The 12,146-nt window shown below is 72.8% G+C and carries 12 protein-coding genes; 7 read left to right on the top strand and 5 right to left on the bottom strand.

What is annotated here, in order from left to right:
- The first annotated feature begins 50 nt into the window (after positions 1-50).
- On the top strand, positions 51-491 hold the full coding sequence (locus tag ACIRL2_RS33980) for a DUF1707 domain-containing protein (RefSeq protein ID WP_395870095.1): 441 nt from the start codon (positions 51-53) through the stop codon (positions 489-491).
- Between the two features lie 35 nt (positions 492-526).
- On the opposite strand, the gene ACIRL2_RS33975 is transcribed toward ACIRL2_RS33980, so the two are convergent.
- Positions 527-1,516 (bottom strand): DUF5937 family protein, encoded by a 990-nt coding sequence (locus tag ACIRL2_RS33975; RefSeq protein WP_402237312.1) that lies wholly within the window; start codon positions 1,514-1,516, stop codon positions 527-529.
- Positions 1,517-1,586: 70 nt separating this feature from the next.
- Between ACIRL2_RS33975 and ACIRL2_RS33970 the strand changes: the two genes are divergently transcribed.
- Positions 1,587-2,498 (top strand): aldo/keto reductase, encoded by a 912-nt coding sequence (locus ACIRL2_RS33970; protein WP_395870092.1) that lies wholly within the window; start codon positions 1,587-1,589, stop codon positions 2,496-2,498.
- Positions 2,499-2,615: 117 nt separating this feature from the next.
- Entirely contained in the window at positions 2,616-3,224 is a 609-nt protein-coding gene (locus ACIRL2_RS33965; protein WP_395870090.1) for a hypothetical protein, read from the top strand.
- A gap of 40 nt (positions 3,225-3,264) precedes the next feature.
- Here ACIRL2_RS33965 and ACIRL2_RS33960 read toward each other — a convergent pair whose 3' ends face one another.
- Positions 3,265-4,626 (bottom strand): cytochrome P450, encoded by a 1,362-nt coding sequence (locus ACIRL2_RS33960; RefSeq protein WP_402237310.1) that lies wholly within the window; start codon positions 4,624-4,626, stop codon positions 3,265-3,267.
- Positions 4,627-4,895: 269 nt separating this feature from the next.
- On the opposite strand from ACIRL2_RS33960, the gene ACIRL2_RS33955 reads away from it, so the two are divergent.
- A complete protein-coding gene (locus ACIRL2_RS33955) occupies positions 4,896-6,224 on the top strand; it encodes a lipase (RefSeq protein WP_395870086.1) in 1,329 nt (442 codons plus the stop codon).
- A 679-nt stretch (positions 6,225-6,903) separates the two neighbouring features.
- Here ACIRL2_RS33955 and ACIRL2_RS33950 read toward each other — a convergent pair.
- A complete protein-coding gene (locus ACIRL2_RS33950) occupies positions 6,904-7,230 on the bottom strand; it encodes a nuclear transport factor 2 family protein (RefSeq protein ID WP_331770504.1) in 327 nt (108 codons plus the stop codon).
- Positions 7,231-7,370: 140 nt separating this feature from the next.
- On the opposite strand from ACIRL2_RS33950, the gene ACIRL2_RS33945 reads away from it, so the two are divergent.
- Positions 7,371-7,778: a glycosyltransferase 87 family protein gene (locus ACIRL2_RS33945; RefSeq protein ID WP_402237307.1), complete on the top strand. Its 408-nt coding sequence runs from the start codon at positions 7,371-7,373 to the stop codon at positions 7,776-7,778.
- A gap of 209 nt (positions 7,779-7,987) precedes the next feature.
- Here the strand turns inward: ACIRL2_RS33945 and ACIRL2_RS33940 are convergent, their stop codons facing one another.
- Positions 7,988-8,215 (bottom strand): hypothetical protein, encoded by a 228-nt coding sequence (locus ACIRL2_RS33940; protein ID WP_395870083.1) that lies wholly within the window; start codon positions 8,213-8,215, stop codon positions 7,988-7,990.
- Between the two features lie 127 nt (positions 8,216-8,342).
- On the opposite strand from ACIRL2_RS33940, the gene ACIRL2_RS33935 reads away from it, so the two are divergent.
- The gene (locus tag ACIRL2_RS33935) at positions 8,343-8,939 is read left to right on the top strand and encodes a TetR/AcrR family transcriptional regulator (protein ID WP_395870081.1); all 597 of its coding nucleotides are present in this window, start codon (positions 8,343-8,345) and stop codon (positions 8,937-8,939) included.
- Positions 8,940-9,008: 69 nt separating this feature from the next.
- Here the strand turns inward: ACIRL2_RS33935 and ACIRL2_RS33930 are convergent, their stop codons facing one another.
- Entirely contained in the window at positions 9,009-11,273 is a 2,265-nt protein-coding gene (locus tag ACIRL2_RS33930; RefSeq protein ID WP_395870080.1) for a glycoside hydrolase family 3 C-terminal domain-containing protein, read from the bottom strand.
- A gap of 336 nt (positions 11,274-11,609) precedes the next feature.
- Here ACIRL2_RS33930 and ACIRL2_RS33925 point away from each other — a divergent pair, with 336 nt between their 5' ends.
- The gene (locus ACIRL2_RS33925; protein WP_402237303.1) at positions 11,610-12,089 is read left to right on the top strand and encodes a nuclear transport factor 2 family protein; all 480 of its coding nucleotides are present in this window, start codon (positions 11,610-11,612) and stop codon (positions 12,087-12,089) included.
- Positions 12,090-12,146: the final 57 nt, after the last annotated feature.

Genomic DNA, 12,146 nt, shown 5'->3' with positions numbered 1-12,146 from the left:
GGATACGACTGTATTCTAAAGACTCGGTGTCCGCCCGGAAGGAGATTGTCGTGGATGCTCGACTCGATCACGCCATGCGCGCGTCCGATCACGATCGCGACACCACACTGGCCCGGCTCGCCGCCGGCTACGCCGAGGGTCGACTGGACCGGAGCGAGTACGACGAGCGCGCGACGCGCGCCGCGGCCGCCTCCGTGCTCGGTGAACTCGCGGAACTCACCGCGGACCTGCCCGCCGCGCGGCCACGCGCGGCCACGGTCGCGACCACGCGGGCCGAGCGGGATCGCCGGGACCTGCGCGAGTGGCTTCAGGAGTGGCGCTACTGGCTGGGCGGCGCGGTGATCCTCACCGGTGTGTGGGGAACACGCTGCGTGCTCAAGGGGGAGCTGATCGGCTACTGGCCGATCGTGCCGCTGGGCGTGTGGGCCGCGGTCCTGATCGCGATCGCGGTCTGGCCGCGCGGCGACGCGGACGACGAAGCCGAACGCTGACCGAGGGCGCCCGAGTGGACGCCCGCCCCGGTCGGTCACCGGGACGTGGCGGTCAGGAAGGATTCGGCGATCGTCGTGCGGGCGTACAGGACCACGCGGCCGGCCCGGTGCGCGGTGACCAGGCCCGCGTCGCGCAGCGCGGTCAACTGCTGGGACACCGCCGCCGCGGAGAGCCCGGTTCGCCGGGCCAGTTCGGTGGTCGAGGCCGGAGTGTCCAGTTCGCTCAGCAACAGGGTGCGCGAGCGGCCCAGGACGGCGGCCAGGGCCTCGGTGCCGGTGACCGGACGCGGGGTCCACAACCCGCCGATGCCCCGGGCCGGATAGGCCAGTTGCGGTGGCTCGGGCGGGGTGACCCGGGTGAACGGGTCCGGTCCGGTGAACACCGACGGGATCAGCAGCAGTCCCGCGCCCGCCGTGCGCCGGGACAGCGCCCGCTCCCGCCGACCCAGCCGCAACGTGTCGTCGTCCCAACTGACCGACGGGTGCAGCTCGTTGAGGAGCCGACCGGCCCCGCGTTCGGCGACCTGCCGGGCCCGGTGGAAGACATCGGCGTCGAGTACCGCCCGGATCCGCGCCCAGTAGGGCGCGAGCGCCAACTCCCAATAGGTCTCGATCTCCTCCGCGACCCGGGCCAGCCGGGCACGCGGATCGGCGTACAGGGCCTCGGTCCTGGGGCCCAGCCCGCCGCGCTCGTGGCGCAGCCGATCCAGGTCGCGGCGTACCGAGGCGACGGGAGTGGCCACGATCTCGGCCAGTTCCGCCGCCAGGGTGGAGGTCGGCCCGGTGGGCGCCGGGTTGAGGAAGTCGGGCACGTAGCCCGACGGCGGGATCAGCTCGGCGAGTCGGCCCCGGTCCAGCCCGGCGGCCGCCACGCGAGGGCGGACCTGCTCGATCCAGGGCCGGTGGATCGCGTGGGCGGCGCCGGAGCACAGCAGCCGGAAGCTGGGGCCGACCTCCCACATCGGCGAGACGGCGAACCGCATCCGGGCCAGATCACCCGCCGAGAACGCCAGCTTCGCCGACATCTCCACCCCTGAGGATTCGGATATACCTTAATCGATGGTGATCAGCCTAGCCCCCGAGGATCATGCCGCCATGACCACACAGACGATCACCGCGACGGAATCGGGCACCTGGACGCTCGGCGACCTGACGATCAACCGGATCGGATTCGGCGCGATGCGCCTGACGCAGGACGGCGAGGCGCTCGCGGCCGACGCGGTGCCCAGCGATCGGGAGCGGGCGATCGGCGTGCTCCGCCGCGCCGTCGAACTCGGGGTGAACCACATCGACACCGCCGCCTTCTACTTCTCGCCGCTGCGCTCCGCCAACGAACTGATCAACCGGGCGCTCGCCCCCTACCCGGACGACCTGGTGATCACCACCAAGGTCGGACCCGGCCGGGACGCGGCGGGTCACTGGGCGCCGCACGCGAGGACGCCGGCGCAACTGCGCGGCCAGGTCGAGGAGAACCTGCGCCAACTCGGCCGTGATCACCTCGACGTGGTGAACCTGCGTGTCCTGGGCACCGACTCGATCGCGGAGCGCTTCGGCGCACTGGCCGACCTGCGTGCGGCCGGTCTGATCCGACACCTGGGCGTTTCCAACATCCACCCCGAGCAACTGGCCGAGGCACGCGCGATCGCGCCGGTGGTGTGTGTACAGAACCCGTACGGCATCGGAATGCGGGCCGACCAGGGCGAGTTCGTCCGCACCTGCGGTGAACAGGGCATCGCGTTCGTACCGTTCTACGCCATCGCCGGTACCGGGCGCCAGGTCGGAGCAGTCAACACCGAGGCGGCCGAGGTGCTGGAGGTGGCGCGAGCGCACGGGGTGAGCGCGGCGCAGGTCCGGATCGCCTGGACGCTGCACCAGGGGCCGCACATGCTGGCCATACCCGGCACCGGCAACCCGGACCACCTGGTCGCCAACGTGGCCGCCGGCGCGCTGCGGCTGACCGAGGCCGACTTGGCGGTACTGGGGGACCTGCACCGACGCGAGGCGTGAGCGAGGCGGCCGGCGGCCGAGCCGCGTGCGTCGACCGGCCGCGCACGCCGGGTCGCGGGGCCGCGGTGGCGCGGGTCGGGGGCGGCGGCGTCGGTGATCGTCGCTACCGTCGTCGACATGAACCCCGATCCCGCCAGGCGCTTCGACCCGCTGCCCGGACGAACCGGCCATGTGGCCGGCATCGAGTCGCTCGTCCTCGACGGGCGGCGCCACTACTTCGGCTTCGACGGCACGAGCGACATGGTCGTCTCGCCGTTGATCGACGACCCGGACGCGATGGCGGTGTTCGCGAGCGAACACATCCGGCAGACCGACGGCCTGCACGAACCGGCCTACTGGATGGACCTGGTCGCCTGGGCCGTTCAGGGTTCGGACCTGGTGGCGCAGGACGCGGACCGGGAATTCGACACGGCTCGACTGCGTGGCGAACTCCCCGCTCCGGGAAGTCACCTGCTCTACCTGCTCGACGCGGTGGCCGGGTGGGACGAGTCGCTGTCCATGCCGGACCACGTGCGTCGGGCCTACGCGCGACTGGGGTTCGACGAGGACGACCCGGTCGAGTGCCTCGACCACGCCCTCGAGGTGGTGCGTGCCCACGGCGCCGGCGCGCACCCCGACGAGTGGGCGGTGGTCCGCTTCCAGTTGACCTTCGCGGTACGGCGCGTGCCGGCCAACTGGACGCTGCTGTTCGATGCCGTGGGGGAGTGCGTGGCCGCCCACGGTTGAACGAACGACCCTGCCGGCTACGGGAGTCGGGCGGTGCGGCTCAGCGGCGGATCAGATGCATCGGGAGGGCGCTGGGGGTCAACACGCTGCGCGGGGTGGCCCGGACCGGGGTACCCGAGGCCGGGCGCAGGCGCCAGCGGCCCGCGATGGAGGCCAGCGCGAGCGTGGCCTCGGTCAACGCGAACGTGTCGCCGATGCACTTGTGCGGACCCGTACCGAAGGGCACGAAGGAAGCGCGCGACCAGGCCCCCGAGGCGAAGCCGTCGGCCTGGTCGCGTTCCGGGCAAAAGCGCTCCGGCTCGGGGTGGAACTCCCGGAGACGATGCAGGATGTACGGGCTGAACACGAGCGTGCTGCCGGCGCGCAGCCGGCGGCCGGCCACCTCGATCTCGCGCGTGCTGGTGCGCGGGAGCACCCAGGCCGGTGGGTACAGCCGCAGCACTTCGCGGATCACCCGGCCGGTCCACTCCAGTCGGGGCAGGTCGTCGGGACCGGCCACGCGCCCGTCGAGGACGGCGTCGACCTCGGCGTGCAGCGCCGCCTCCGCCTCGGGATGCGCGGCGACCAGATGCAGCGCCCAGGACAGTGCGGACGACGTGGTCTCGGCGCCGGCCAGGATCAACACCGCGACCTGATCGTGCAGTTCCCGCTCGGTGAGCGCTCCGCCCGCCTCGTCCCGGGCGGCGATCAGACGACCCAGCAGATCCCCGCCGTCGGCGTCGTCCGCACGGCGCTCGCCGACGATCCGCGTTACGTGGGTCCGCCATGTGGCCAGGCCCCGGGTGTAGCGCCGGGCGCCCGGGGTGGGCAGGATGTCGACGGCGGGCAGCAGCGCGCGCAGGTAGACGCCCTTGAGGAAGGTGTCCAGGCTGTCCCGCAGTTCGGCGATGTCGCGATCGGTGATGCCGCCGCCGAACAGGGTGCGGACCGCCACGGTCGTGGTGAGCGCGAACATCTCGTCGACCATGTCGAGCACCCGGCCCGGTCGCCAGTGCTCCAGCGCCACGCCGATCTCCCGCCGCATCGCGTCGGCGTAGCCGGGCAGGTGTTCGGACCGGAACGCGGGTTGCATCAGCATGCGTTGCCGCCGGTGGTCGGCGTGCGGGCAGGTGGCCAGACCGTTGCCCAGGGCCGCGCGCGAACCCTCGTACAGCGGCCCGACCCGGTCGAAGGTGCGGCCGTCGCTCATTACCTGCCGGGCGAGTTCGGGATGGCACAACACGAACGCGGGGCGTGGGCCGAGCCGGATCTCGACCAGTTCACCGTGCGCGGGCAGCGAGCCCAGGAAGCGCAGCGGGGCGTGCAGCAGGTGCGGGAGGTGCCCGAGTACGGGCCAGGCCCCGGGCGCCCGGCCGGTGCGCGCGGTGGACGTGGTCCGCCGGGGCGGGTGTCGGGTCGTCATGGGTCGCTCCCTCGTGTGCCGGACGGCGGTGCTCGGGCTCCGCCACCGCGCAGCGCGGTGTCCGCTTCCATTCCAGCAGCGCCGGACCGGGCGCGGGGGGACGTTTCCGACACCGGCGTGTGTCGTCGCGGGCGGCCGGGCCCGGCCCGAGCACACTTCGACCCGCGCGTCCATCGGGTATGCCCCCGGGTTCGGCCCGGGCGTGCCCGGATCCCGCCCTCCCCGCTGTCCGGATGTTCGCCCGCTCGCCGAATGCCTAGCGTCGAGGCATGGGAAATCGAGGGTTCGACACACCAGGCAGGAACTCCCGTACGGCACCGCGCGCCGGTGCCCCGACCTCCACCGCCGGCTCTGCCACTCGCCGGCTCACGGCGGCGCTCGTCCTGGCCGGCCTGCTCAGCGCGACGGTCACCGCGACCGCGGGGGCCGCGGCGCCTGCCGCGCCCGCCACGCCTGCCGCGTCGCAGGCGGCCGTCGACCGGCTCGGGCGCGGCACGCTCGTGGACTTCGTCGAGTTGCGGACCGTGACCGCCGGGCAGGCCCGGCAGGAACTGCGCGACGACCGCTGGGATCCGGGCACCGTCCGCGACGACGTCACGTTGTACCGGCTGGTCTACCGCACCGTGGACGCGACCGGCCGACCCACCACCGCGACCGGTCTGTTCGCGCTTCCGGCGAGCGCGGATCGACGACTGCGCGTGGTGTCGTTCACGCACGGCACCGAGTTGTACCGGCGCGACGCGCCGTCCACCGCCGAGGACACGTGGGGCATCGCGCCCGCGCTGACGTTCGCCTCGGCCGGATTCGCCGCCACCATGCCCGACTACCTCGGTCAGGGCGAGGGCCCGGGCCCGCACCCGTGGATGGACATCCCGTCGGAGACCACCGCCTCGCTCGATCTGCTGCGCGCGGCAAGGTCGTTCGCCGACTCGCGCGGACGAAGTCTGGAACGGGAGGTGTACGTCAGCGGGTTTTCCCAGGGCGCCTCCGCCGCACTCGGACTGGCCCGTGCGCTCCGGTCCGGCGCGGACGCGTTCTTCCGGGTCGGCGCGATCGCGCCGATCAGCGGTGCCTACGACTTCCGCCGCGCCGAACTGCCCGCGCTGCTGCGCGGCGACCTGGACGAGAAGGCGAGCGTGATCTACGCGAGCCTGCTACTGGTCTCCTACAACCGCCTGCACCACGTCTACGACCGACCGGCCGACGTCTTCCAGCCGCTGTACGCGGACACCATCGAGGGCCTGTTGGACGGCTCGCACACCCCCACCGAGGTCTTGCGGGGGACCCCGGAGAACATCGACGCCCTGCTCACCGGACCCGGGCGGGCCCTGTTGGAGCGACCCACCGGCGCGTTCGCCGCCGCGCTGCGGGAGACCGACTCGGTGTGCACGAATTGGCGCCCGGGGGTGCCGGTACGGCTGTACGTGGCGGTCGACGACCAGGAGGCCGCACCCGCGAACACGGCGCATTGCCGGGCCGCGTTGCGCGCGGCCGGGGCGGACGTTCGGGTCACCCGCTTCGGCCCCGAGGTGACGCACTCGGACTCCAACCGCCTGGGCACCGCCGCCGTCGTCCGTTGGTTCCGCGAACTGGGTTGACCCGCGCGGACCGTGGTCGACGTCAGGGCCGGGCCGGGGGTGCGGCGGACAGGCTGCCGGCCCGCCGAGCGCGGGGCCGGCGGTGCGCGGTCGGGCGGGTCAGGCGGCGCAGTGTACGCCGTCGCCGCTCCGGCACACGTCAACCTCGCCGAGTTGCTCGTGCTGCCCACCGTGCGGGCCTGACGACGCGGAGCCCCGGCCGTGGGGCTCGGGCCCGGGGCCGGGCAGAGGGCCGCCCGGGCCTCGAATCCGAATCCGAATTGCGAGTCCTGAATTCCGGAGGCCCCGCGCGGATGAGGAGGGAAGGGGTGCCGGTGCCCCCACGACCGGGGGCCGGGCGGATCCGGCAGCGCGAGCAGCGGCAGGCGGCGCAATGGTGCGGGCTCGCCCGGCAGCCCGAGTCCGTACCAGTGCGCGCTCCGGGCGGCGCCGACGGGTGGGCCCGACGAGGAGCATGTGGCACCGGCCCGGAAGTGGAACCGTCGTGTTCCCAGCGGTGCGAAGGCGCATCTCCCCCGGCCGTCGACCTTCGAGCGGTTCGTCGGCTCGGCACTGGAGTCCTTCGAGTCGTGGGATCCGGCGGCGTGGATCGAGCGGTGTCGGGCGGGCGGTTGTGGCCTGTTCCTCGACGCGTGATCGGTCCGCGGGACGGTCCGCGACGGGTGCGGACCCGGTGGGGCTACGCCTGGCCCGTTTCGAAGCGGCTGATGCGGCCGTCGGGGGTCACGGTGAAGCGCCACGCGGTGCGCATCTCGCCCCAGGTGTCGTTGCGGTAGCCCACGATCAGGGCGTGGCCGCCGGCGGACTCGGTCACCACGTCCATGTGGCCGTTGGAGGAGAAGATCTCCCGATCCACCCAGTCGTGCAGGTCGCGGTCCGAACCGTCGTCGGACATCGTCGCGTCGGCGGTGAGGAGCGCGGCGAAGGCGTCCCGGTCGTGCGCGTTGACGGCGGCGACGAAGGCGCCTACGGCCGGGTCGGACAGCTTGCCGGGAGCGATGGCCACGGGGATCTCCTGAACGGGCGGACGAACGGGGGACGAACCGACGAACGGCGCGCGTACGTTCCGCGCGACGTGCACGGTGGGTGCCCTACCAGGGAACAACACGACCGCCCCTCGGACGTCGACCCTCACTCGTTTGCCGCATGGCGGCGTGTCAGAGCGGGTTCGCGCACCCGCCGTCCGGGCCCGGGCCCGCTCCCGGCGACGTCGCTCAGGCCGTGTTCATCGTCTACCTCCTGCGCACCGGACGCCGCCGCGTAGGCGTCACCGCGATCACCACCGCGGGTGCGACGGTGGCGCTGTCGGCACTGGTGCTGCCCGGGGCCGCCCGGCGGTTCCGGACCGACCGGGTCGTCACCCCCGAGCGGGTCGGCCGGGTGGAGAACGCCGCGAATCAGTCGGTGCGCGGGTTGCCCACCCGAGTGACCGGCTTGTTCGATCCCGGGATCGGCGGGACGTTGACCATCGTCATTGTGGGTGTGCTGGGCACGCTCTGCGCCGTGGTCGCCCACCGCTGCCGACGGCTTCGAGCTGTTGCGTTCGTCCTGTGACGTGGCCTTCGGGGTGGCCTTCCTGTGCGTGACAGCGCGGTTCGGTCCGGAACCGGCGAGGGCCGCGGTACCGGCATCCGCCGTCGGGGTCTCGTGAACTCGCGCATAGAGGTGGGTTGTTCGTCGCCCATCGGCGAGGAGGGCGGGCGCGACGGCGGTTCTCGCGGCTCGCCTCGGCGAGGCGATTTCGCGACCTGCCCGGCCGGCGGTCAGTGGTGCAGGGCGTGCCGCAGGGCGTGGACGAGGGCGTCCGGGTCGATGGTGGGATCCAGGTGCAGTATCGGTACGGCCTGATCGGGGCCGTCGGGGATCGGTCGAGGGCGAGCGGGTAGCCGCTCGCCCTCGGGGGTGGGGGTGGGGTCGAGGAGGTCGAGAATCTCCTCGATCGCGCCGGCGAGTGTGCCCAATGCCTCGTCGAGCGACGTGGATGTGGTCATGACGGATCAACGAGTCCCCGCCGCCGGCCGCAACGGCGTGTGCCGGCACACCATCCGATCGACTGCCTTTGTGTCACTCCCACCGGGCCCGGCGGCCGGGGTGTGGGCGCGGACTAAGGTGGGTTACATGGCGAAACGCGGCCCGTACGAGAAGGGCGAGGCGAAACGGCGGGAGATCCTGCGGGTGGCCCTGGAGGTCTTCGCCGAGGAGGGCTATCGGGGTACGTCGCTGCGCAAGGTCGCGGCGCGGTGCAACCTGAGCCTGCCGGGCCTGATGCACTACTTCGCGTCGAAGGAGGACCTGCTGACGCAGGTGCTCCGTGCCCGCGACGAGGAGAACCGCCGGTTGTGGGAGGACTACGACGGGCCCGATCCGCATCTGGAGATGGTCCGCGCGGGAGCGCGCGCGGCCGGGTTGATCGAGCTCTACGTGTCGATGGCCGCGGCGGGCAGCGATCCCGAGCATCCGGCCCACGCGTTCTTCGCCGAGCGCTATCCACGCTCGCGGGAGTCGGTGCTGGCCGCGATGCGATCGCGCGTCGAGGACGGTTCCATCGACAGTGTGATTCCGCCGGAGCGGCTGGCGGTGCTGCTGATCGCGGTCGCGGACGGCATCCAGTTGCAGTGGCTCAACGACCGCTCGATCGACATGGAGCAGGCGATCAAGGACATCCTGACCCTGGTGGAGCCGGCGCCGGCACCCGCTGCGACGGGCCGCGACTGAGCCGGATTCGGGCCCGGCGGGTGCGGCGTCCTCGTGGCACCGCACCCGCCGGTCGGCTCGGGTCCGACCTCAGCCCGCGGCCTGCGCGACCCGCTCGGCGAGTACCGCCAGTTCGTCGCGGCCGATCAATCCGCCGGCGAAGTCGGCGACCACCTCCAGTGGGACGTTGTGCGCGGCGCGCTGCAACATCGGGTCCTCCGCGAGCCGTGAGGTGAGGTCGGAGCTCGCGCGGGCCAGTCGCTCCAGGAGCAGCGGGCCGCCCACCGGGTGGGCCAGCCACTCGCCCAGCGTGCTGTGCACGTTCAATTCGGCGCCGGCGTCGTCGGCGGTGACGGCCAGGTCGACGGACAGCCGGATGTCGCGAGAGGACGCGGCGGCCTCGATGCGGTAGGTGCCGCCCTCGACCCGCCAGCCGTCGTTGCGCACGCTGTAGTACGCCAGGTCCGCGCGGTCGAACTCGACCAGCACCTCCCGGCTCTCGCCCGGCTCCAGACGCACCGACGCGAAGCCGCGCAGTTCCCGGATCGGCCGCTCCACCGTCGAGCCGGCGGGTGCCGAGGAGTACACCTGCACCACCTCGCGACCGGCGCGGTCGCCGGTGTTGGCGACGGTGACCCTTACGGCGAACCCGGTGTCGTCGGCGGTGGGCGCCACGGTCAGGTCGCGGTAGGCGAAGGTCGTGTAGGACAGGCCGTGGCCGAACGCGAACGCGACCTCGCGGCGGGCCGCGTCGTAGCCCCGGTAGCCGACGAACACGCCCTCGCCGTAGCGCACGTGGCCCTCCGCGCCGGGGAAGGTCAGGAAGCTGGGGGAGTCCTCCAGGCGCAGCGGGATGGTCTCGGCGAGCTTGCCGGAGGGATTGACCGCGCCGAACAACACGCGGGCGAGCGCGCCGCCGCCGGCCTGGCCCAGCAGCCAGCCCTCGACGAGCGCGGGCACCCGCTCGTGCCACGGCGCGGTGCGCACGACGCCGCCGTTGGAGAGCACCACGGCCACCCGGGAGTTGACCGCCAGGATGCGCTCCAGCAGCGCGAGTTGCTCGGCGGGCAGGTCGATGTGGTCGCGGTCGAAGCCCTCGGACTCGTCCTGTTGGGCCAGGCCCAGGAAGAGCACGACGGTGTCGCTCGCGGTGGCGAGGCGGACCGCGCGGTCGGCGGCCCCGACCGGGTCGGCGTCGGGTTCGGGGCCGTCCGCGAGTGGGTAGCCGGGCTCGAAGTCGACCCGGGCGCCGGTGGCGAGTTCGCGGATGTGGTCGAGCGGGACGTCCACCCGGGTGGGCGTCACCTGGGAGCTGCCGCCGCCCTGGAAGCGCGGGGTGCGGGCGAGTTCGCCGATCACCGCGACGCTGCCCGAGGCGGGGTCGAGCGGCAGCAGCGGGCCCTCGTTCCGGAGCAGCACGACGCAGTTGTCGGCGACCTCGCCGGCGAGTCGGTGGTGCTCGTCGTACGGCGCGGTCGAGCCGTCGCCGGCGGGTCGCGCGGCCAGGTGGGCGAAGTGCACGAGCCGCTCGACGGCTTGGTCGAGCACGACCTCGTCGAGCTCGCCGGCGGTGACGGCGGCGACCACCTCGCGGTCGGTGCGCCCGCCGGTCGGCGGCATCTCCAGGTCGAGTCCGGCGCGCAGCGCGGCGACCCGATCGCGCACCGCGCCCCAGTCGGACATCACCAGGCCGTCGAAGCCCCACTCGGTGCGGAGGATGTCGGTGAGCAGCCGAGTGTTCTCGGACAGGGTCACGCCGTTGACGCCGTTGTAGGCGCACATCACCGCCCAGGGCCGAGCGCGGCGGATCACGCGTTCGAACGCGCGCAGGTAGATCTCGCGCAGGGGGCGCTCGTCGATGTCGGCGCTGACCCGCATGCGGTCGGTTTCCTGATTGTTGGCCGCGTAGTGCTTGAGGGTGGCTCCGGTGCCGTGCTCCTGGAGGCCGCGGACCAGGGCGCCGCCGAATTCGGCCGAGTGCGTCGGATCCTCGGAGAAGTACTCGAAGTTGCGCCCGCACAGCGGCGAGCGCTTGATGTTGATGCCGGGGCCGAGGAGGACACCGATGCCGTGCGCGGCCGCCTCGACGGCGAGCGCGGCGCCGACGCGGTGGGCGAGTTCGATGTCCCAACTGCTGCCCAGCGCGACGGCCGGCGGGTAGCACGTCGCGGGGGCGGCCGGGCTCAGGTCGAGTTGACCCGGCTCGCGATCGGGACGTTGCAGGCGTAGCCCGTGCGGGCCGTCGGACATGGTGATCGACGGGATCCCCGCGTGCTCGATCGCCTTGGTGGTCATCTGGCCCAGGCCGCTGGTCAACGCGGCCTTGTCGGTCAGGGTGAGGTCGTGCGCGGCCATGGCGACTCCGATCGGTGGGTCCCGGGGCAGTCCGGGCTACTGCCCGGTTCAAAAACCATATGGTGATCGGTTTTGATGGTCAAGGGTGACCCGTCGTGTGCCGTGACGCGATCACTGGGTCGGATGGCCGACGTTGCGGCCGCGCCCTCGACGACGATCGGACGCCGTCCGGGGTGACCGCGGGATCCGAGCGGGCTGCCGGTCATTCCCTGCCGGGAATTGTCCGGTCCCCGCGAGGGTCGCAAGATCGTTCCCACGGCGCCGCCGAGACCGGCGGGCCGGACATCGTCGACGAGTTCGGGAGAACTCGTCGGAACACACACGGGAGACACGACCATGTCGCGGACCACGACGACCATCGAGACCACGACCGGGACCGCCGGGACGACCGGGACCGGCACGTCCGGCGAGACCGCCGGGACCGCCGGGACCATGACGACCGCTCAGGTCATCGAGCGGTTCAACGAGGCGTTCACCGCGCACGATCCGACGCTCCTGGCCGGTCTGGTCGCCGACGAGTGCGTGATGGTGAGCGTGCAGCCGGCGCCCGAGGGCACGCGGTACGAGGGGCTGGACGCGTGCCTGGGCTTCTGGCAGGAATTGGCCGCCGACACGAACACCGCCTTCCGGCCCCAGGAGGTGTTCGTGTTCGGGGATCGCGCGGTGATCCGCTGGAACGTGTACTTCGGCGGGGGCGAGGTGAACGAGGTGTTCGGCGACGCGCACGCGGGGTCCGCGTGGGTGGCGGGCGTCAATCTGATGCACATCCGCGACGGACGCATCGTCGAGGCGTTGGGCTACAGCAAGTCCCCGTGACCGGGCGGCTTCCGCTCGTCCGGCGGCAGCGGGCCACGCGGGCGGGCCGCGCGGGCG

The organism is Embleya sp. NPDC127516 (genome assembly GCF_044765325.1).
Lineage (GTDB): Bacteria > Actinomycetota > Actinomycetes > Streptomycetales > Streptomycetaceae > Embleya.
This window is presented reverse-complemented; position numbering and strand designations above follow the sequence as displayed.

What these genes read in the sequence shown, in the direction of transcription:
- ACIRL2_RS33975 (WP_402237312.1), bottom strand. Translation starts at nt 1,516, where the DNA reads ATGTCGGCGAAGCTGGCGTTCTCGGCGGGTGATCTGGCCCGGATGCGG.
- ACIRL2_RS33970 (WP_395870092.1), top strand. Translation starts at nt 1,587, where the DNA reads ATGACCACACAGACGATCACCGCGACGGAATCGGGCACCTGGACGCTC.
- ACIRL2_RS33965 (WP_395870090.1), top strand. Translation starts at nt 2,616, where the DNA reads ATGAACCCCGATCCCGCCAGGCGCTTCGACCCGCTGCCCGGACGAACC.
- ACIRL2_RS33960 (WP_402237310.1), bottom strand. Translation starts at nt 4,626, where the DNA reads ATGACGACCCGACACCCGCCCCGGCGGACCACGTCCACCGCGCGCACC.
- ACIRL2_RS33955 (WP_395870086.1), top strand. Translation starts at nt 4,896, where the DNA reads ATGGGAAATCGAGGGTTCGACACACCAGGCAGGAACTCCCGTACGGCA.
- ACIRL2_RS33945 (WP_402237307.1), top strand. Translation starts at nt 7,371, where the DNA reads ATGGCGGCGTGTCAGAGCGGGTTCGCGCACCCGCCGTCCGGGCCCGGG.
- ACIRL2_RS33940 (WP_395870083.1), bottom strand. Translation starts at nt 8,215, where the DNA reads ATGACCACATCCACGTCGCTCGACGAGGCATTGGGCACACTCGCCGGC.
- ACIRL2_RS33935 (WP_395870081.1), top strand. Translation starts at nt 8,343, where the DNA reads ATGGCGAAACGCGGCCCGTACGAGAAGGGCGAGGCGAAACGGCGGGAG.
- ACIRL2_RS33930 (WP_395870080.1), bottom strand. Translation starts at nt 11,273, where the DNA reads ATGGCCGCGCACGACCTCACCCTGACCGACAAGGCCGCGTTGACCAGC.
- ACIRL2_RS33925 (WP_402237303.1), top strand. Translation starts at nt 11,610, where the DNA reads ATGTCGCGGACCACGACGACCATCGAGACCACGACCGGGACCGCCGGG.